The following is an 18,978-nucleotide window of genomic DNA, read 5'->3' on the forward strand; positions in this document are numbered from 1 at the left end:
GCTGTCCGGATCGTGCGCGCCAGTCAGCGCGGCTGATCGCAACCACCGTCGGGATATGTCGTTTTGATTCCTTTGTCTGCGCTTTGGGGGATACCTGTGAAGCTGCGGATGAGGGATCGTTCAGACAATCCCTGTAGTATGATCTGACCGGGCTGCGCCGCGGAAGAAAAGGCGCTGACGGGAATGTGAGGGTCGCGGAGTAGGCAATGAGTGCAGGTGAACTGATCTCCCGCCGGAAAAACCAGAGTTCCGGCAAGAGCTCCGGCAGGAAAAAGTCCGGAACTGGCCCGGCGGACACTCTGCAGGCCGCGATTGCGCGGCACATCCTGGGATCGCTGTTGTCCGGAGACGCTCCGCCCGAAGGCGCCTGGTCCGAAGAAGCGGCGCGCGCGCTGCTGGCGGCGGGCAAAGTGCGTAAGCCGGGCGAGCCGGTGATCGAACTCGATTCCGTCAGCGAGGAACGGCGCGTGCTGCGCATCGTGCTGATCAACGACGATATGCCGTTCCTGGTCGACTCGGTGGCCGCTGCGATTGCCGAAGCAGGGCTGGTGATCGACGTGCTGGCCCACCCGGTGCTTTCGGTCGAGCGCGATGCCAAAGGCACGCTGACGGCGATTCCGGATGGGCCTACCGCAGACAGCCAGCGCGAATCGATGATCTACATCGAGACGCCCCGCGTCGATGCCCGCCAGCGGCGCGAACTCATGCGTTCGATCGAGTCGACCCTGGCCGACGTGCGCTATGCCGTGGCGGACTGGCAGCGCATGGTGCAGGCGATGCGGGCCGATGCGGAGACCGTGGCGGACGAGGAAGGCGCGGCGCTGCTGCACTGGTTTGCCGATGGCATGATTACCCAGCTCGGGCACGTCACCCGCAAGCGGGACGGCAGCCGGTCGCAGCGTCTGGGCATCTGCCGGCGCGGGACGCATGAATTGCTCTCCGATGCCAGCTATGCCCTGGCGTTCGAGGCTTTCGATGCCGAACTGCCGGCAGGCACAGTGCGTGCGCCGATGGTGATCAAGGCCAACCAGATGGGCACGGTCCATCGCCGCGTGCCGATGGATCTGTTCCTGATTCCGGTGATCGAAAAGGGCGTGCTCACGGCGCTCTCGGTCCATGCCGGCGTATGGGCCAGTGCGGCACTGGCCGCGCCGCCGGAGCGGGTCCCCCGGCTGCGCAGGCAGCTGGCCGACCTCGGGAAAAAGCTGGGTCTCGATCCCCTCAGCCACACCGGCAAGGCACTGGCCCACGCGCTGACGAGCCTGCCGCACGATCTGGTGATGGGGCTGGGCACGGACGAAGTCGAACGGCTGGCAACGACGATGATCGGTCTGGTCGACCGTCCGCGTCCGCGGCTGCTGGTCGCCCGGGCTCCGCTGATGCGGCACCTTTTCGCGTTCGTCTGGCTGCCGCGGGACATGGTATCCACCGAAATGCGCAAGCGCATCCAGGCCATGGTGGAAGCCGCGGCGCAGGCGCCGACGCTCGACTGGAGCCTGCAGGTCGAGGCGGGCAACCTCGCAATGCTGCGCTTCACCATGGACATTCGCGAAGGCGTGCACGAGCCGGACGAGGCGGAACTCGACCATCGTCTGCAGGTCATGCTGCGGGGGTGGCCCGAAGCGGTCGAGGCCGCTCTGGCGCAGACGCTGGAGCCGGCCCGCGCGGCCGCGGTCGCGGCGCGCTATGCGGAAGCGTTCCCGCTCGCCTATCGCAGCGATTATGGCCCGGCCGAAGCCGCTATCGATATCGGCCACATGCGCAAGATCGTGGTCGGCGAAGCGGCCGATGCCGGGCACGTGCAGGCGCATCGCGATGCGCGGCTCTATGCCCATGACAGCGATCAGGCAGGCCGCCTGCGGCTCAAGATCTATGAGGCGCACGGCAGCCTTCCGCTGTCCGACGCGGTTCCGGCGCTGGAGAATTTCGGGTTCCGCGTGCTGGAGGAAATGCCGACTTCGCTCGAAGGCGGGCGCATCGGCACCATTCATGACTTTACGCTGGCGCTGCCGGCCGGTCAGGATGCGGGCCAGGTGCTGCGCCTAGCCCCGATGATCGAGGATGCCCTGTGCGGCGTGCTCAACGGCACCAGCGAAAACGACGCGTTCAACCGGCTGGTTCCGGGGCTTGGCCTGTCCAAGCGCGAGGCGAACTGGCTGCGCGCCTGGTTCCGCTATCTGCGGCAGGCGGGCCTGCATTACGGCATCGTCACGGTGGTCGATGCCCTGCAGGGCGCGCCGGCCGTGACGCTCGGTCTTGTCGACCTGTTCCGCGCCCTTCACGATCCCGCTTTCGCCAAGGACCGCGCCGATGCGCAAGTGAAGGCCGAGGAGGCGATCCGCGCCGGGCTTGCGGGCGTGAGCGCGATCAACGACGATCGCCTGCTGCGCGCCTATCGCGATCTGGTGGAAGCAATGCTGCGCACCAATGCCTTTGCTCCGGCAGGGCAGATCGCGCTGGCCTTCAAGTTCGATTCCGCGAAAGTGCCGGGCCTGCCCAAGCCGCTGCCCTGGCGCGAAATCTTCGTCTATTCGCGCCGCGTCGAAGGCATCCACTTGCGCGCCGGGCCGATTGCGCGCGGCGGGTTGCGCTGGTCCGACCGGCGCGACGATTACCGCACCGAGATCCTGGGCCTGATGAAGGCGCAGCGCGTCAAGAATGCCGTGATCGTGCCGACCGGGGCCAAGGGCGGTTTCTATCCCAAGCAGTTGCCCGATCCTGCGCAGGACCGCGCGGGCTGGGCGGCCGAGGGGCAGGCTTCCTACGAGATTTTCGTCGATACGCTGCTGTCGATCACGGACAATATCGCCGGCGGCAAAGTCGTGCATCCGGCCGATGTGGTGGTGCACGATGGCGATGATCCCTACTTCGTCGTCGCAGCCGACAAGGGCACGGCCCGCTTTTCCGACGTGGCCAACGGTATTGCCGCCGAGCGGGATTTCTGGCTCGACGATGCTTTCGCCAGCGGCGGCTCCAATGGCTATGACCACAAGGCCATGGGCATCACCGCGCGCGGCGCCTGGGTCTCGGTCCAGCGCCACTTCCTCGAACTGGGGGTCGACGTGCAGACCGATCCGGTCCGGGTGGCGGGCTGCGGCGACATGTCGGGCGACGTGTTCGGCAATGGTATGCTGCTCTCGCAGGCGATCCGGCTGGTGGCCGCTTTCGATCACCGCCATATCTTCATCGACCCCGATCCCGATCCGGCGAAAAGCTGGGCCGAGCGCAAGCGCATGTTCGCGCTGACGCATTCGAGCTGGGATGACTATGACAAGGCACTGATTTCCCAGGGCGGCGGGGTGTTCCCGCGCACTCTGAAATCGATCCCGCTTTCGCTGGAAATGCGCAAGACGCTGGGCATCGACGCGCCCGCGATCGATCCGGACTCGCTGATCTCGGCGATCCTGCGCGCGCCGGTCGATCTGCTGTGGTTCGGCGGTATCGGCACCTATGTGAAGGCATCGGACGAAAACAACGCCACGGTCGGCGACCCCACCAACGACGCCTTGCGTGTCAGCGCGAACGAAGTGCGCGCCAAAGTCATCGGCGAGGGTGCGAATCTGGGCGTGACGCAGGCCGGGCGCATCGAGTTTTCGCAGAAAGGCGGCAATGGGCTGGGCGGCCGCATCAATGCCGACTTCATCGACAATTCGGCGGGCGTCGACTGCTCGGACAACGAGGTCAATATCAAGATCGCGCTGGCCGCGGCCCGCCGCGCCGGCAAGCTTTCGGAGAAGAAGCGCGTCGAACTGCTGCGCGCGATGACCGACGAGGTTGCCGCGCTGGTGCTGGAGGATAACCGTCTTCAGGCACTGGCGCTGTCGATCGCCGAGCGGGGCGGGGCGGAAGCCATGCCTTCGCATGTCCGGCTGATCGAGATGATGGAAGAAGGCGGCCATCTCGACCGCCGCACCGAAGGCCTTGCCGAGAATGAAGCGCTTGCGCGCCGGGCGCAGGACGGCCGCGGGCTGACCCGGCCGGAACTGGCGGTGCTGCTCTCAAGCAGCAAGCTGCTGATGCAGGACGCGATCGAGCGGAGCGACTTGCCCGCCGATCCGGGGCTGGTGGAAATGCTGCTGGAGGCCTTTCCGCGCCCGATGCAGGAAAAGTTCGCCCGCTTCATCAAGGAGCACCGGCTGGCGCGCGAGATCGTGGCGACCAAGCTGGCCAACCGCATCGTCAACCGTCTGGGCATCGTTCATCCCTTCGAATTGATGGAAGAGGAAGGCGCGAGCCTGGCGCAGGTCGCGGCTGCATTCTCGCTGGCGGAGCGGCTGTTCGGCCTCGATGCGCTGTGGCAGCGGCTGGAAACGGCGCCGATGCCGGAGCCTGCGCGCGTTACTTTGTTCGACAGGGTGGCAGCGGCCGTGCGCGGCCACATGGCCGATCTGCTCCGCGCAGGCGCGGGGCGGACCGCGCCGGGCGCGCTGATGGCGCGCTTGCAGCACGGCATTGCCGAGCTGTCCACCAATACCGTCGACCTGCTGGGCGAGCGGACGCTGGCCCATTCCTACCAGCATCGCGAGATGCTGCAGGAGATGGGCGTGCCCGAGGCCGTGGCGGCGGAGGTGGTGTCTCTGTTCGATCTCGACGGTGCAGTGGGCATTGCCGAACTGGCCGCCGATACCGGGATCGGCCCGCGCGAACTGGTGGCGGTCTTTACTCGCATCGGCACGGGGCTCGGCCTCGACTGGGCGCAGGCGAATGCCACGACGATGAACCCGTCCGATCCCTGGGAACGGCTGCTGGTGGCGGGGCTCGCCCGCGATTTCCAGCAGATGCGGCTGGACTTCCTCAAACGCCTTGCCGGAACCCGGCAGGGCCGCAAGGACCCGCTCGCCGCTGCCGAGGAATGGGACAAGGTGCATCTGGCTGCAGTGCAGGCCTTCCGCGCGATGGTGCACCGCGCCGAGCACGCGGTCACGGTCACGCCCGCCATGCTGGCCCAGATCGCCAGTCAGGCGCGCAACCTGCTGGGGCGGTAAGTCGCGGATATACCAATCCTCCCCGAGGCAAGCTCGGGGAGGAGTATTCTACTCCAGCGGCAGCGCGCGGGCGTCCTTGATCGTCTCCAGCACGATGATCGACTTCACATCGCGCACGCCGGGGATGCGGACCAGCGACTTGAGCGTGATCTGCGAAAGATGCTCGACGTCGCGCGCGATCACGTGGACGAGATAGTCCATGTCGCCCGTCACCGCATGGCAGGCGATCACATAGGCATTGTCCTGGATCGCCTGCTCGAAGCGCGAGATATTGGCGTCGCTGTGCCCGTCGAGGTTGATCAGCACATAAGCATCGAGTTCGAAGCCCAGCCGCCGCGCGTCCAGCAGCGGCTGATAGCCCTGGATTACCCCGTCATCCTCCAGCCGCTTGATCCGGCGGCTGACCGGAGTGGCGGAAAGCGCCGTGCGCTCGGCGATCTGGGCGACGGGCATTCGCGCGTCTTCCTGCAGGGCGTGGATGATCTTGCGGTCGAATTCGTCCATCGGCACGGATCACCTTCATAGTGGTTCTGGATTGGTGGAATCCTCTAATATCACAGCTTCATGATAGGATAAACGCACGATAATGAAGTGAAAGGCGTGGTATTATCCCACCATGAAGACGCCGCGCACGCATACGAGCAACAGCGGTCTTCGGGGAGAGTACCAGGCCGCCGCCGCTGACTACACGGTCGCGCAGGACTGGCATGTCTATTCCCCGGAGATGCACGCGCGCTGGCGGCATTTGTATGCCCGCCAGTCGGCGCTGGTGGAGCGTTATGCCTGCCGTTCGTTCCGCGAGGGGCTGGCTCGGCTCGACTGCGCGGGCGGCATTCCCCGCTTCGAGCACGCCAATGCCGCGCTTGGCGGGGCGACGGGCTGGCGGCTGGTCGCGGTGCCGGGCTTCATTCCCGACGATGTGTTCTTCGATCACCTCGCCCACCGGCGCTTTCCGGTCACGCGCTGGCTGCGCGAGGAGCATGAGCTCGACTATCTCGTCGAGCCCGACGTGTTCCACGATTTCTTCGGCCATGTGCCGATGCTGTTCGATCCGGCGATTGCCGATTTTCTCGAACTCTACGGCAAGGCCGGGGCGCGGGCCATGGCGATGGGCGCGCTGGAGATGCTGGCGCGCATCTACTGGTACACGATCGAGTTCGGGCTGGTGCGCGAGCAGGGCGGCCTGAAAGTCTTCGGCGCCGGGATCATCTCGTCCGCGAGCGAGACCATCTATGCGATCGACGATCCGCAAGTGCTGCGCCTGCCGTTCGATCCGGTGCGGATCATGCGCACCGGATACAGGATCGACAGCTTCCAGAAGACCTATTTCGTGCTCGAAAGCCTGCCGCAGCTGATCGGCGGGCTGGTCGGCCTCGACTTCGGACCGATCTACGAAACTTGGCGCCACGCACCCGCTCTGCCCGCCGGCGAATGCCTGCCGGGTGAAACTCCCATTCCCGTTCACGGAGCCTGCGCATGACCGACTTGTCCGAAAACCCCATTGGCCCAAACCCGATCGGATTGGACGGCTTCGAGTTCGTCGAATTCTCCGCGCCCGAAAAAGGCGTGCTGGAGCCGGTGTTCGCAGCCATGGGCTTCACGAAGATCGCGCGCCATCGCTCGAAGCAGGTGGAGCTGTGGCGGCAGGGGCAGATCAATTTTATCACCAATTACGAGCCGCACAGCCCGGCGTGGTTCTTCAGCCGCGAGCACGGCCCTTCGGCCTGCGGCATGGGCTTTCGCGTGCGCGATGCCCGCGCGGCCTATGCCGAGCTGCTGGCGCGTTCGGCGGAGCCGGTGCAAGTCGAGACCGGGCCGATGGAACTGCGCCTGCCGGGGATCCGCGGTATCGGCAATTCGATCATCTACCTGATCGACCGCTACGAGCGGAACGGAGATGGCACTCTGTCGATCTACGACATCGACTTCGAATATCTGCCCGGCGTTGAGAAGCACCCGGTGGGCGCGGGCCTCGACCTCATCGATCACCTGACGCACAATGTCTATGGCGGCCGCATGGCCTATTGGGCGGACTATTACGAGAAGCTCTTCAACTTCCGCGAGATCCGCTATTTCGACATCAAGGGCGAATATACCGGCCTCACGTCCAAGGCGCTGACCGCGCCGGACGGCAAGATCCGCATTCCGCTCAACGAGGAAGGGGAAGGTGGCAAAGGCCAGATCGAGGAGTTCCTGCGCCAGTTCAACGGTGAGGGCATCCAGCACATCGCGCTCATCACTGGCGATCTCGTCGCAACCTGGGACCGCCTGCACAAGCTGGGCGTGCCGTTCATGACGGCGCCGCCCGAGACCTATTACGAGATGCTGGACGAGCGCCTGCCGGGGCATGGCCAGCCGGTCGATGCCCTGAAGGCGCGCGGCATCCTGCTCGACGGCACCACGGAAGGCGGCCCCGATGGATCCAGAAGACCGCGCCTGCTGCTGCAGATCTTCGCCGAGGCGCAAGTCGGCCCGGTGTTCTTCGAATTCATCGAACGGCAGGGCGACGACGGCTTCGGCGAAGGCAATTTCAAGGCGCTGTTCGAATCGATGGAGCGCGATCAGGTGCGTCGTGGCGTGCTGAAAGTGGAAGAGCCGGCCGGATAGGGCGCGCCTTTTCCTCCTCCGGCAAGCTCAGGATGAGCGGAGGTTGATGAAAGGCCGGACTTTTCTCCGCTCATGCCGAGCTTGTCGAAGCATGAGCGGCGCGCCACGTTCGGGATAAATGGGAGAAACAGGATGACAGATCAGGCCCCCAAACTCGGCGGCATCCACCATGTCGCCTACCGCTGCCGGGACGTGAAGGAGACGGTGGAATTCTACCGCGACGTGCTGGGCATGGATTTCGTCCTGGCGATCGCCGAGGACAGCGTGCCCTCCACCGGCGCGCCCGACCCCTACATGCACGTGTTCCTCGACGCGGGCTGCGGCAATGTGCTGGCCTTCTTCGAACTGCCTCATTCGCCGGACATGGGCCGCGACGAGGCGACGCCCGCGTGGGTGCAGCACATTGCCTTCAAGGTGGACAGCGAAGAAGCCCTGATGGCCGCAAAGGCACGGGCCGAGGCGCGCGGGCTGGAGGTTGTCGGGCCAACCCATCACGGCGTGTTCAAATCGATCTATTTCTTCGATCCCAATGGCCACCGGCTTGAACTGGCATGGCAATTCGGTACGCCTGAGCAGATGCACAGCCTCAAGGCCGTGGCCGAAGACATGCTGGACGAATGGTCCCGCACGAAAAAGGCCCCGCGCCATGCGGCGTGGCTGCATGAGAAGATCGCTGCCGAAACCTGACAGGGAGCCCATGATGCGCCTCCATGCCTATTACCGCAGTTCGACCAGCTACCGCGTGCGCATTGCGCTCAACCTCAAGGGTCTGGACTACGAGATCGTGCCGGTGAACCTGCTCGAAGCCGAGCAGCGCGGCGAGGCTTTCCGCACGCTCAATCCTTTCGCCGGGGTTCCGGCGCTCGAAGCGGACGGGCGCGTCTATGCCCAGTCGATGGCGATCCTCGAATGGCTGGACGAGCGGCATCCCGACCGCTCGCTGCTGCCGTCCGATATCGAGGACCGTTTCGTGATGCGCGAACTGGCGCTGGCCATTGCGACGGAACTGCACGCGCCGCTGAACCTGCCAGTGCTCCAGTATCTCAAGCGCGATCTGGGGCATTCACAGGATGAGATCGACACTTGGTACCGGCACTGGCTGGCCAAGACGCTGGTGCCGCTGGAAGCGCGTCTGGCGGCGCTGGGGACTGGCGATTTCCTGTTCGACGCGCCGGGCCTGTTCGAATGCGTGCTGATCCCGCAGCTCTACAATGCGCGGCGTTTCGGGTTCGACTATTCAGCCATGCCGCACATGACGCGGATCGAGGCGGCGTGCCTCAAGCATCCGGCTTTCGTGAAGGCGCATCCGGATAATCAGCCGGATAGTCCGGGGAAGGCGTAGGAGCGTTTGACTGTCCTCCCCGGCACGGGGAGGACAAAGCCGTCGGCAAGCCTTAAGCGCCCGCCCGCACCACGCAGCGAAAGCCGATATGGGTTGTCGCGGTATCCACCATCTCGGGATGGCGGGCCGCCGGGCGGTAGCGCTGGCAGTAATTGGCCGCGCACAGGTGCGAGCCGCCCTTGAGCACCTTGCGGCCGATGCGCACGCCGGGCTGGGCCGGGTCGAAGCTCTCTTTCAGCTTGCCGCCGCGCGGGTTGCTGAGCGTGCAGCAGGAGCCGCCCGTCTTCTTCTTCGCCACCTCGGGCTTTTCGCTCCACCAGTCGCGGGTCCATTCCCAGGTGTTGCCGATCATGTCGTAGAGGCCATAGCCGTTGGCCGGAAAGCTCTTCACCGGGGACGTGCGCTCCCAGCCGTCAAGGCACTGGTTGGCGAAGGGGAACAGGCCCTGCCAGTAGTTCGCCAGCATCGCCCCACCGGGCGCGAGTTCGTCGCCCCAGGCGTATTCCTTGCCTTCCAGCCCGCCGCGCGCGGCATATTCGTGCTCGGCCTCGGTGGGCAGGTCCTTGCCCGCCCATTTCGCGTAGGCCTCGGCATCGGCATAGGCGATCTGGACGACGGGGTGATCCCACAAGTCCAGCGCATCGATATCCGCGTCCGGACCGAGCGGGTGGCGCCAGTCGGCGCCGAATTCGAAGCGCCACCAGTTGGCGGGATTGGACGTGTCGACGGGCGTTGCGGTCTTGTGGAAGACCAGCGATCCGGCCTTGTCCATGCCGGGCAGCATCCCAGGATAGTCCTTGGGGTCGGGCGCGATCTCGGCCACGGTGGTGTACCCGGTGGCCTCGATAAAGCGTGCGAACTGGCGGTTGGTCACGGGAGTCTCGTCCATCCAGAACCCGCCGACCGAAACCCGGCGCAGCGGCGCTTCCTCGGGATAGAACCGTTCGGAACCCATGGTGAAAGTGCCGCCCGGCACGAAGACCATGCCTTCGGTAGCGGTTGTGCTTTCAGCGATGTCCAGATTTTCCAACGGCAGCCTCTCTCATGGGATTTGTTGATCCCGTTGATACAGAGGTTGGGCGATCTGTGAAACCTCAGACCATCGCTTCGGGCCGTACCAGCCGGTCGAATGTCTCCGCATCGACCAGCCCCAGTTCGAGCCCCGCCTCGCGCAGGGTCTGGCCATGGGCATGGGCGTGCTTGGCGATCTTTGCGGCGTTGTCGTAGCCGATCTCGGGCGCCAGCGCCGTCACCAGCATCAGCGAGCGCTCGACCAGTTCGGCGATCCGCGCGCGGTTGGGCTCGATGCCGTCCACGCAGCGTTCGGCAAAGCTGGTCATGCCCACCGAGAGCAGGTGGATCGAGCGGATCACCGCCGCGCCGATCAGCGGCTTGAACACATTGAGTTCGAACGCGCCCTGCATCCCGCCCACGGTCACGGCCTGATGGTTGCCGATCACTTGCGCGGCGACCATCGTCAGCATCTCGCACTGGGTGGGATTGACCTTGCCCGGCATGATCGAGCTGCCCGGCTCGTTGGCGGGCAGTTCCAGTTCGCCAAGGCCCGAGCGCGGGCCGGAGCCGAGCAGGCGGATGTCGTTGGCGATCTTGGTCAGTGCCACAGCCAGCGTGTTCAGCCGCCCGGAGAAGTCCACCAGCGTATCGTGCGATGCCAGTGCCTCGAACTTGTTGGGCGCGGGCGCGAAAGGCAGGCCGGTCAGGCTCGCGAGTTCGGCGGCCATGTCGCGGTCGAAGTGTTCGGGCGCATTGAGCCCGGTGCCCACCGCGGTGCCGCCCTGCGCCAGCTTGCTCAGCCCATGCTCGATCAGCGGCAGCAGGCGCGTGCGGGCGAGGCGCACTTGCGCATAATAGCCGGAGAACTCCTGCCCCAGCGTGACCGGCGTGGCATCCTGCAAGTGGGTGCGGCCGATCTTCACGATATCGCCCCAGGCTTCCACTTTGGCGAGGAGCGAGGCTTCGAGCCGTTCCATCGCGGGCACCAGATCGCGCGTCGCGGCGAGCGCGGCGGCAACGTGCATCGCGGTGGGGAAGCTGTCGTTGGAGGACTGGCTCTTGTTGACGTGATCGTTGGGGTGGACCGGGCTCTTGCCGCCGCGCGTGCCGGTCAGGATCTCGTTGGCGCGCCCGGCGATCACTTCGTTCACGTTCATGTTGGTCTGGGTGCCGCTGCCGGTCTGCCAGATCACCAGCGGGAACTGATCGTCAAGCCGGCCCGAGGCAACGTCCTGCGCGGCCTGTTCGATCGCATCGGCAAGACGTGCATCCAGCCCATGCCGGCGGTTCACCCGCGCGGCGGCCTGTTTCACCAGTGCGAGGGCATGCACGATCGCGATCGGCATTCGCTCGGTGGCGCCGAAGGGGAAGTTTTCCAGGCTGCGCTGGGTCTGGGCGCCCCAGTAGGCCTGCGCGGGAACATCGATGCCCCCGATGCTGTCGGTTTCGCGGCGGACGTCCATGACTTGTTGCCTCCTGCCCTGGCATGGGAGAACGAGGCTGTGAAAGCCAGGTTCCCCCAAGACATAGGCATTCAGGCGGGTTCTGCCACCGGCGGCTTCATCAGGTCTTCGGCCATGCGGTCGGCCACGATCGAGGGCGATACCTTGCGCTGTGCGGCCTCGCGCAGGACCGCTTCGGTGCGCGGGCCGATCTTCAGCACGCGTTCGTGCACCTGCTGGGTGGTTTCGCCGAGATACTCGGCGGAGACATTGATGATCCCACCGGCATTGACCACGTAGTCCGGCGCATAGGCAATGCCGCATTCGAGCAGCATCTGCGCCGCGCGGGTGTCGCCAAGCTGGTTGTTGGCCGCGCCGCAGACCAGCCCCGCTTTCATCGCGGCGACGCTCGCTTCGGTCAGCGCGCCGCCGAGCGCGCAAGGCGCGAAGACATCCGCTTGGGCTGCGGCAATGGCATGGATGGGGGCGATCGCGGCGCCGAGATCGCTGGCCAGCCGCTCGCAGCGCGCCGCGTCGATATCGGCGATCACGAGCTTTGCGCCGGCTTCGGAAAGCAGGCGGCACAGCTCGCCGCCCACGCTGCCCACGCCCTGAACCGCCACGGTCACGCCGGAGAGCGAGCCGCCAAAGCGGAACTGCACTGCGGCCTTCATGGCTTCGAACACGCCGAGAGCCGTCCAGGGTGAAGGATCGCCCCCCGCGAAGCCGGGGCGCGAAGTCCGTCCGGCGACATGGCGCGTCTTGTGGGCGACGAATTCCATGTCGGCCACGCTGGTGCCGACATCTTCCGCCGTGACGTAGCGGCCGCCGAGCCGTTCGACGGCAGCGCCGAAAGCCTCGAACAGGGCGCGGCGGTCGAACGGGCCTTCCGGCTTGCGCAACACGGCCTTGCCGCCGCCGAAAGGCAGCTCGGCCATGGCGTTCTTGTAGCTCATGCCTTCGGCGAGGCGAAAGGCATCGGCCATGGCCGTGTTGATATCGGGATAAGTCCAGAGCCGGCATCCGCCCGCCGCCGGGCCGCGCGCGGTGGAATGAATGGCGATCACGCCGTCGAGACCGGCGGCTTCGTCATGCAGGCGGACATATTCCATCGGGGGCATCATGCGGTGGGCGGCAGTGACCATCTTCGGCTCCTGTAAGAGGACCGCGATAATGGCATCGCTGCCGGGAGAATTCTGACCTCATTTCCGGGATTTTTCGCTGATTGTGAAAAAGACATGCCTAAAAATGCGTGATATGAGGATGAAATGACCGACCTTGATCCCTATGAGCGAAAAATCCTCCGAGAACTCCAGCGCGATGCCAGCCAGACGACGGCGCAGATCGCCGAGCGGGTGGGCCTGTCATCCTCGCCCTGCTGGCGCCGCATCGACCGGCTTGAGCGCGAGGGCTATATCAAGCGGCGCGTGGCGATCGTTGACCGTGAGAAAGTGGGGCTCAACGCTCATGTCTTCGCGCAAGTGAAGCTCAATGCCCATGGCCGCGCCAATCTCGACGAGTTTGCCGCCAAGATCCGCGAATATCCCGAAGTGCTGGACTGCTACGTGCTGCTGGGGTCGGTGGACTTCATGGTTCGCGTCGTGGCCGAGGACATCAAGGCCTACGAGCGGTTCTTTTTCGAAAAGCTGTCACAGCTTCCGGGCATACAGGAAGTCACGTCGACGGTGGCGCTCTCGGAGATCAAGGCGACAACGGCCTTGCCGATTTAGGGGTGATCTGGGGTGCTGCCTTTTTTGCAACGATCCGTTCCGATCATTGCGTTTGATCGAGCGGGGGGATGCAGGCAGGGAGACTATCTATGCCCCGAGCGCCGTTCTTCCATCAACTCCGGCTTGCTGTAAGCCGCTGGCTCGCGCCGCGTGGCGGCGAGGCGGCGGGTATCGCCGTGCCGGAGCTGGCGCAGGTGCCGCAGACGCCTGAGGAAATCGATGCCGCGGCTGCGGCGGCGGGTATCGTCATTCCCGAGGCCTGCGCACCGGGCGTTGCGGCCAATCTCGCGCTGCTGGCCAGTCACGCCGAGCGGATGCGCGGGGGTGGTGCATGAAAAGCGTGGCCGAAATCGCGCGCGCCGTGCGCAGCGGCGAATGCAGCGCCATGCAGGTGCTTGAAGAATGCCTCGCCGGCATCAAGGCGCAGGCCGCGCCGCTGATCGCCGTGACCCGCCTGCTTGAAGACCGTGCCCGCGAGGAAGCGGGGCGCATCGATGCGATGATCGGCAACGGCGTCGATCCCGGCCCGCTGGCGGGCGTGCCCTATGGGGTGAAGGACCTGTTTGACGTCGCCGGACTGCCGACGACGGCCGGCTCGGTGATCTACGCCGAGGCTCCGCCCGCTGCCGCCGATGCCGAAGCCGTCGCGCGGCTGCGCGATGCTGGCGCCGTGCTGGTGGCCACACTGAATATGGACGAGTTTGCCTATGGCTTCGCGACGATCAACGCGGCCCACGGCACCACTCGAAATCCTCACGATCCCTCCCGCCTTGCTGGCGGCTCCTCGGGCGGCTCGGCGGCGCTTGTCGCTGCCGGGCTGCTCCCTTTGTCTCTCGGGTCCGATACCAATGGATCGATCCGCGTCCCTGCCAGCCTGACCGGGATCTACGGCCTCAAGCCGACCCATGCCGACTTGCCGCTCGCCGGTGTCTTCCCTTTCGCCGAGAGCTTCGACGATGCGGGGCCGTTCACGGCATCCGTCGCGGACATGCGCCTTGTCTGGGAAGTGCTGAGCGGCAGGTCCGCCGTGCTTTCGGGCGCCGCGCCGCGCGTGGCCCGGCTCGGCGGCCGGTTTCGCGAAAATGCCGATCCCGATCAATTGGCCGCGATCGATGCCACGGCGCCCGATGCGCCGCTGATCGAACTGCCCGATATTGCCCGCGCCCGCTCGGCCGCGTTCCTGATTACCGCCTTCGAGGGCGGAAACCTGCATCGCGAGGCGCTGGCGAGAGAGGCCATGGCGTTCGATCCGGCCACGCGCGACCGGCTGATCGCAGGCGCCCTGCTGCCGCGCGCGCTTTATGAGGAAGCGCAGGCTTTCCGCGCCGAATACCGCGCACGGATCGAAGCGCTGGTGGCGGATTTCGATGTCCTGCTGGCCCCGGCGACGCCTTGCGTGGCGCCCCTGGTGGAAGACCCGCGCATCACGATCGACGGCAAGCTGGTGCCTGCCCGTGCGGATCTGGGAATTCATACCCAGCCAATCAGCTTCACCGGATTGCCGTCGCTGGCGGTTCCGCTCTACCGTCCGGGCGTTCTTCCGCTCGGTTTGCAACTGATTGGCCGGCCGCATGGCGAGGCGGACCTGTTCCGCTTTGCCGCACAGTTGGAAGAACAGGGTATTATCGGATCAGGACCGCCGCCGGTGGCGGTGTAGGGGGCAGCAGCGTGACGCAGACAGAGACGATGGATCAGACGCCGCAGGCCGCACCTGCGGCCGGCGCGCTGGAGCGCTATTTCGCCCTCAGCGAGCGCGGGACGACCGCCCGCACCGAAGTGCTGGCCGGCGTCACCACCTTCCTGACCATGGCCTATATCGTGCTGGTCAATCCGGCGATCCTGGGCAGCGCGGGGCTTCCCGTGGCCTCGGTGGCGGCAGCGACCTGCTTTGCGGCCGCTTTCGCCTCGATCATGATGGGGCTGGTTTCCAATACCCCGCTGGCCCTGGCGCCGGGCATGGGGCTCAATGCCTATTTCAGCTATACCGTCGTCCAGCAGATGGGCGTGCCCTGGCAAGTGGCGCTGGGCTGCGTGTTCATTTCGGGCGTGGCCTTCCTGTTCCTTACCCTGACGGGCGTGCGCCAGCTGATCGTCAATTCGATCCCGCATTACCTGTTCGCGGCGGTCGCGGGCGGCATTGGCCTGTTCATCGGCTTCATCGGCTTCAAGGATGCCGGGATTATCGTCGCCAATCCGGCGACGTTCGTGGCGCTTGGCAACCTCAAGGACCCCAGTGCGGCGCTGGCGATCTTCGGCCTGCTGCTGATCGGCGCGCTCAGCGTGTGGAACGTGCGCGGCGCGATGCTGATCGGCATCGTGGTGACGACGCTGGTCGGCTGGGTCTTCGGCATGGTCTCGATCAGCCCCGAACCCTATTCGCTGTCCGCGCTCACCGGCACCGCGTTCCAGCTCGACCTTGCGGGCGTCTTCGGCCTTTCGGGCAGCCACGGGCTGGGCCTCCTCGAAATCCTCTTCGTGTTCCTCTTCGTCGACCTGTTTGACAATATCGGAACGCTGGTCGCCGTGACCAAGCGCGCCGGGCTGATGGACCGCGAGGGCCGCATTCCCGGCCTCAACCGCATCCTCATCACCGACGCCACGGCGACGATCGTCGGTTCGATGGCAGGCACCAGCACTGTGACCAGCTATGTCGAAAGCGCTGCGGGCGTACAGGCGGGCGGGCGCACGGGCCTGACCGCCGTCGTCACCGGCGTGCTGTTCCTGGCGATGATGTTCGTCGCGCCTTATGCGCAAGTGATCCCGCTGGCCGCGACGGCACCGGCGCTGATCATCGTCGGCGGGCTGATGCTGCTGCCGCTGACCGAAGTCGAGTGGGAAGACCCGCTCTCGGCCATCCCCGCCTTCCTCACCGTGGCGATGATCCCGCTGACTTTCTCGATCGCCAATGGCCTGGCCTTCGGTATCACGGCCCATGCCGTCCTCAAGCTGGTGCGCGGAACGATCACGAAGAAGGACTGGTTCCTGTTGGTTCTGGCGCTGCTGTTCGTGGCCCGCTTCGTCTGGATGGGAGCCGCCTGATGCGCCGTATCGTTCTGGGTTTCGCGGTTCTCTCCGCGCTTGCCGCCACCCCCGCGTTTGCCAGGGAGCTGGACTCCACCCCGCGCACGCTGGTGATGACTGCCTACTCGCCCGAGTGGAATGCGATGGTCGGTGCGGTGAAGGACCCCAAGGAGTACAAGCTCAACGGCGGCACCTACCTGACCGGCACGCTGGAAGGCAAACCGGTGCTGCTGATGCAGAGCGGCGTTTCGATGGTGAACGCGGCGATGAACACGCAGCTCGTGCTTGACCATTTCGCGGTGAAGCGGATCGTCTTTTCGGGCATCGCGGGCGGCGTCGATCCGGATCTGACCATCGGCGATGTCTTCGTGGCCGATAGCTGGGGCGAATATCTGGAAGTCAATTTCGCGCGCGAGCGGCCCGGCGGGTGGACGTCTCCGGAAGCCGTCGATCCCAAGGCTCCGGCGAACTGGGAATTCATGTTCCCGCGCGGCGTGACGGTGGGCAATTCGGAAGATGCGCCCAAGCGTCACTATACTTTCGCCATGGACCCCGGCCTGCTGGCCCTGGCCCGCAAGGTGGCGGCCAATGTGAAGATGGAACGCTGCGTGCCGCCCTCGCCGCACCAGCTTCCTGGCTCCGAGCTGTGCCTGCATCAGGAACCTAAGGTGGTCGTCGGCGGCACCGGCGTGACGGCGGGCGTCTATGCCGACAATGCGCAGTTCCGCGAATATCTCTATTCTGCCTGGAACGCGCGCGTGCTCGACATGGAAAGCGGCGCGGTGGCGCAGGTCGCCTATGCCAATCAGGTGCCCACCATCATCTTCCGCAGCCTCTCCGACCTGGCGGGCGGCGACAAGGAGAAGAACATGGAGGACACTTTCGAGCATCTCGCCTCGGTGAACTCGGCGCATGTCGTGCGCGCTTTCCTGGCGGCGCTGCCGGACTGAGGACGAAGCGATGAAGACGGTAACGGGCAGCCACGGCATTGTAACCGCACCGCACCATCTGGCCGCGCAGGCCGGGTGCGATGTGCTGAAGGACGGCGGCACGGCGGTGGAAGCCTGCGTCGCGGTCGCGGCCGCGCTTACAGTGGTCTATCCGCACATGACCGGGATCGGCGGCGACGGCTTCTGGGTGATCCGTGAGCCGGACGGGTGCGTGCATGGCATCCACGGCTGCGGCGGCGCGGCGGCAAAGGCCGACCTTGCGCTTTACGACGGGCTGGACGTGGTCCCCAATCGCGGGCCGCTGGCGGCGAACACGGTGGCCGGCACGATCTCCGCCTGGCAGGCCGCGCTGGAGGATGAAAGCTGCAAGCTGCCGCTCGAACGCCTGCTGCGCGATGCGATCCGGTATGCCGAAGAGGGCGTTGCCGTCACCGCCGGCGGCGCGGGTATTGCGGCGGCCAAGGGCGATGAACTGCGCGTGCAGCCCGGCGCCTATTCGCAGATTTTCGAACCCGAAGGCCGCCCGCTGGCCGAAGGCGACGTGCTGCGTCAGCCGCAACTGGCCGCCACGCTGCGCAAGCTCGCCGCCAATGGCCTCGACGATTTCTACCGGGGCGAACTGGCCGCGCTGATCGGGGAGGATCTGGCGGCGCTAGGCAGCCCGGTCTCGCACGAAGACCTGACCGCGCATTACCCCAGCCGCCCCGCGCCGCTCCACGTGCCGATCACCGGCGCCCGGCTCTACAACAGCGCGCCGCCGACGCAGGGCTTCGCCTCGCTGATGATCCTCGCGCTGTTCGACCGGCTGCAGGCGGAGGCGGCGGATGGCTTCGATCACGTCCATGGTCTGGTCGAGGCGACCAAGCAGGCGTTCCTGCTGCGCGACGTGCATGTCGGCGATCCGGCCTATACCGATTACGACTTTCAGTTCCTGCTCGACGACAGTCAGGCCCTGAACAGCCTCGCCGCGAAGATCGATCCCGCCAGGGCGCTGCCCTGGCCGCAGCCGCCGCAGTGGGGCGATACCTGCTGGTTCGGCGCGGCCGATGGCGAGGGCCGGGTGGTGAGCTGCATCCAGTCGACCTACTTCGAGTTCGGCTCGGGCCTTGTCCTGCCGCAGACAGGGATCACCTGGCAGAACCGGGGCAGCTCGTTCCGGCTGGCGGAAAGCGGCTGGAATGCTCTGAAGCCGGGCCGCAAGCCGTTCCACACGCTGAACCCGGCGCTGGCGGTGTTTGATGATGGCCGGGTGATGGCCTACGGCACCATGGGCGGCGAAGGCCAGCCGCAGACGCAGGCGGCGCTGTTCAGCCGCTATGCCCGCTTCGGCGTCGATCTGCAGGAAGCGATCACCGCCCCGCGCTGGCTGCTGGGCCGAACCTGGGGCGAACAGTCGACCACGCTCAAGCTGGAAGACGGTTTCGACGAGGCGCTCTACACGGCGCTGGCCGAGGCCGGGCATGATGTCGAACGCGTGGGCCCGCTGACATCGACGATGGGCCATGCCGGTGCCGTGGTGCGGCTGGCCGATGGTTCCTTCGAAGGCGCGACCGATCCGCGCAGCGATGGCGGCGTGGCGGCATGGTGATGATAGCTACAGCTTCCTCCCCCTCGATGGGGGAGGGATACGAAGGCTTGGCAGCTTGTCTGCCTAGCCGCAGTTGGGTGGGGGTGATTTCCCGCACGCTTCGCCCCGCCACCCCCATCCAAGCTTCGCTAGCGCCTTGCGGCGCAAGCTGCGCTATCCTTCCCCCATCAAGGGGGAAGGTGTGATGACCGCGAATCTCCCCATCGGCGGCGCCCGCGCGGTGGCGCGGTGCGATGCGCTGGGTGTGGCGCCTTACAGCGATATGGCAGGTGGCCTCTACCGGGCCTACCTGACACCCG

General features: G+C 66.0%; 15 protein-coding genes. 11 read left to right on the forward strand and 4 right to left on the reverse strand.

Going from position 1 to position 18,978, the window contains the following annotated elements; genetic code table 11:
• The first annotated feature begins 206 nt into the window (after positions 1-206).
• On the forward strand, positions 207-4,985 hold the full coding sequence (locus tag NN5_RS16445) for an NAD-glutamate dehydrogenase (protein ID WP_067735667.1): 4,779 nt from the start codon (positions 207-209) through the stop codon (positions 4,983-4,985).
• A gap of 48 nt (positions 4,986-5,033) precedes the next feature.
• On the opposite strand, the gene NN5_RS16450 is transcribed toward NN5_RS16445, so the two are convergent.
• On the reverse strand, positions 5,034-5,489 hold the full coding sequence (locus NN5_RS16450; protein ID WP_245656563.1) for an Lrp/AsnC family transcriptional regulator: 456 nt from the start codon (positions 5,487-5,489) through the stop codon (positions 5,034-5,036).
• 112 nt (positions 5,490-5,601) lie between these two features.
• Between NN5_RS16450 and phhA the strand changes: the two genes are divergently transcribed.
• The 4 genes from phhA to maiA all read left to right on the forward strand — a co-directional run bounded on the left by phhA (position 5,602) and on the right by maiA (position 8,934).
• The gene (gene phhA, locus NN5_RS16455) at positions 5,602-6,465 is read left to right on the forward strand and encodes a phenylalanine 4-monooxygenase (RefSeq protein ID WP_067735672.1); all 864 of its coding nucleotides are present in this window, start codon (positions 5,602-5,604) and stop codon (positions 6,463-6,465) included.
• A complete protein-coding gene (hppD, locus tag NN5_RS16460) occupies positions 6,462-7,592 on the forward strand; it encodes a 4-hydroxyphenylpyruvate dioxygenase (protein ID WP_067735675.1) in 1,131 nt (376 codons plus the stop codon). The genes phhA and hppD overlap by 4 nt, the downstream gene beginning before the upstream one ends.
• 132 nt (positions 7,593-7,724) lie before the next feature.
• Complete coding sequence (locus NN5_RS16465; RefSeq protein WP_067735678.1) at positions 7,725-8,279, forward strand: VOC family protein; 555 nt, start codon at positions 7,725-7,727, stop codon at positions 8,277-8,279.
• A 13-nt stretch (positions 8,280-8,292) separates the two neighbouring features.
• Positions 8,293-8,934, forward strand: a complete 642-nt coding sequence (gene maiA, locus NN5_RS16470) for a maleylacetoacetate isomerase (RefSeq protein WP_067735703.1) — start codon at positions 8,293-8,295, stop codon at positions 8,932-8,934.
• Between the two features lie 52 nt (positions 8,935-8,986).
• Here maiA and NN5_RS16475 read toward each other — a convergent pair whose 3' ends face one another.
• The 3 genes from NN5_RS16475 to NN5_RS16485 all read right to left on the reverse strand — a co-directional run bounded on the left by NN5_RS16475 (position 8,987) and on the right by NN5_RS16485 (position 12,535).
• On the reverse strand, positions 8,987-9,964 hold the full coding sequence (locus NN5_RS16475) for a formylglycine-generating enzyme family protein (protein WP_505766267.1): 978 nt from the start codon (positions 9,962-9,964) through the stop codon (positions 8,987-8,989).
• Positions 9,965-10,028: 64 nt separating this feature from the next.
• Positions 10,029-11,411, reverse strand: coding sequence for a class II fumarate hydratase (gene fumC / locus NN5_RS16480; RefSeq protein ID WP_067735682.1), 1,383 nt, complete (start codon positions 11,409-11,411; stop codon positions 10,029-10,031).
• A gap of 71 nt (positions 11,412-11,482) precedes the next feature.
• The gene (locus tag NN5_RS16485) at positions 11,483-12,535 is read right to left on the reverse strand and encodes a Leu/Phe/Val dehydrogenase (protein WP_067735685.1); all 1,053 of its coding nucleotides are present in this window, start codon (positions 12,533-12,535) and stop codon (positions 11,483-11,485) included.
• Between the two features lie 123 nt (positions 12,536-12,658).
• On the opposite strand from NN5_RS16485, the gene NN5_RS16490 reads away from it, so the two are divergent.
• From NN5_RS16490 to NN5_RS16515, 6 genes are all read left to right on the forward strand, one after another.
• The gene (locus tag NN5_RS16490) at positions 12,659-13,120 is read left to right on the forward strand and encodes an Lrp/AsnC family transcriptional regulator (protein WP_067735688.1); all 462 of its coding nucleotides are present in this window, start codon (positions 12,659-12,661) and stop codon (positions 13,118-13,120) included.
• An 89-nt stretch (positions 13,121-13,209) separates the two neighbouring features.
• A complete protein-coding gene (locus tag NN5_RS16495; protein WP_067735691.1) occupies positions 13,210-13,455 on the forward strand; it encodes a hypothetical protein in 246 nt (81 codons plus the stop codon).
• Positions 13,452-14,777, forward strand: coding sequence for an AtzE family amidohydrolase (locus tag NN5_RS16500; RefSeq protein ID WP_067735693.1), 1,326 nt, complete (start codon positions 13,452-13,454; stop codon positions 14,775-14,777). Before NN5_RS16495 ends, NN5_RS16500 begins: the two co-directional genes overlap by 4 nt.
• 29 nt (positions 14,778-14,806) lie before the next feature.
• Positions 14,807-16,159, forward strand: coding sequence for an NCS2 family permease (locus NN5_RS16505; protein ID WP_157081182.1), 1,353 nt, complete (start codon positions 14,807-14,809; stop codon positions 16,157-16,159).
• Entirely contained in the window at positions 16,159-17,091 is a 933-nt protein-coding gene (locus NN5_RS16510) for a 5'-methylthioadenosine/S-adenosylhomocysteine nucleosidase (RefSeq protein ID WP_067735698.1), read from the forward strand. The genes NN5_RS16505 and NN5_RS16510 overlap by 1 nt, the downstream gene beginning before the upstream one ends.
• 10 nt (positions 17,092-17,101) lie before the next feature.
• Positions 17,102-18,679: a gamma-glutamyltransferase family protein gene (locus NN5_RS16515; RefSeq protein ID WP_067735709.1), complete on the forward strand. Its 1,578-nt coding sequence runs from the start codon at positions 17,102-17,104 to the stop codon at positions 18,677-18,679.
• Positions 18,680-18,978 lie beyond the last annotated feature (299 nt).

The organism is Novosphingobium naphthalenivorans NBRC 102051, from assembly GCF_001590985.1.
GTDB classification, from domain to species: Bacteria; Pseudomonadota; Alphaproteobacteria; order Sphingomonadales; family Sphingomonadaceae; genus Novosphingobium; species Novosphingobium naphthalenivorans.

Excerpts from the sequence above, each read along its gene's own strand:
- NN5_RS16445 (WP_067735667.1), top strand. The coding sequence starts at position 207 with ATGAGTGCAGGTGAACTGATCTCCCGCCGGAAAAACCAGAGTTCCGGC.
- NN5_RS16450 (WP_245656563.1), bottom strand. The coding sequence starts at position 5,489 with ATGGACGAATTCGACCGCAAGATCATCCACGCCCTGCAGGAAGACGCG.
- phhA (WP_067735672.1), top strand. The coding sequence starts at position 5,602 with ATGAAGACGCCGCGCACGCATACGAGCAACAGCGGTCTTCGGGGAGAG.
- hppD (WP_067735675.1), top strand. The coding sequence starts at position 6,462 with ATGACCGACTTGTCCGAAAACCCCATTGGCCCAAACCCGATCGGATTG.
- NN5_RS16465 (WP_067735678.1), top strand. The coding sequence starts at position 7,725 with ATGACAGATCAGGCCCCCAAACTCGGCGGCATCCACCATGTCGCCTAC.
- maiA (WP_067735703.1), top strand. The coding sequence starts at position 8,293 with ATGCGCCTCCATGCCTATTACCGCAGTTCGACCAGCTACCGCGTGCGC.
- fumC (WP_067735682.1), bottom strand. The coding sequence starts at position 11,411 with ATGGACGTCCGCCGCGAAACCGACAGCATCGGGGGCATCGATGTTCCC.
- NN5_RS16485 (WP_067735685.1), bottom strand. The coding sequence starts at position 12,535 with ATGGTCACTGCCGCCCACCGCATGATGCCCCCGATGGAATATGTCCGC.
- NN5_RS16490 (WP_067735688.1), top strand. The coding sequence starts at position 12,659 with ATGACCGACCTTGATCCCTATGAGCGAAAAATCCTCCGAGAACTCCAG.
- NN5_RS16495 (WP_067735691.1), top strand. The coding sequence starts at position 13,210 with ATGCCCCGAGCGCCGTTCTTCCATCAACTCCGGCTTGCTGTAAGCCGC.
- NN5_RS16500 (WP_067735693.1), top strand. The coding sequence starts at position 13,452 with ATGAAAAGCGTGGCCGAAATCGCGCGCGCCGTGCGCAGCGGCGAATGC.
- NN5_RS16505 (WP_157081182.1), top strand. The coding sequence starts at position 14,807 with ATGGATCAGACGCCGCAGGCCGCACCTGCGGCCGGCGCGCTGGAGCGC.
- NN5_RS16510 (WP_067735698.1), top strand. The coding sequence starts at position 16,159 with ATGCGCCGTATCGTTCTGGGTTTCGCGGTTCTCTCCGCGCTTGCCGCC.
- NN5_RS16515 (WP_067735709.1), top strand. The coding sequence starts at position 17,102 with ATGAAGACGGTAACGGGCAGCCACGGCATTGTAACCGCACCGCACCAT.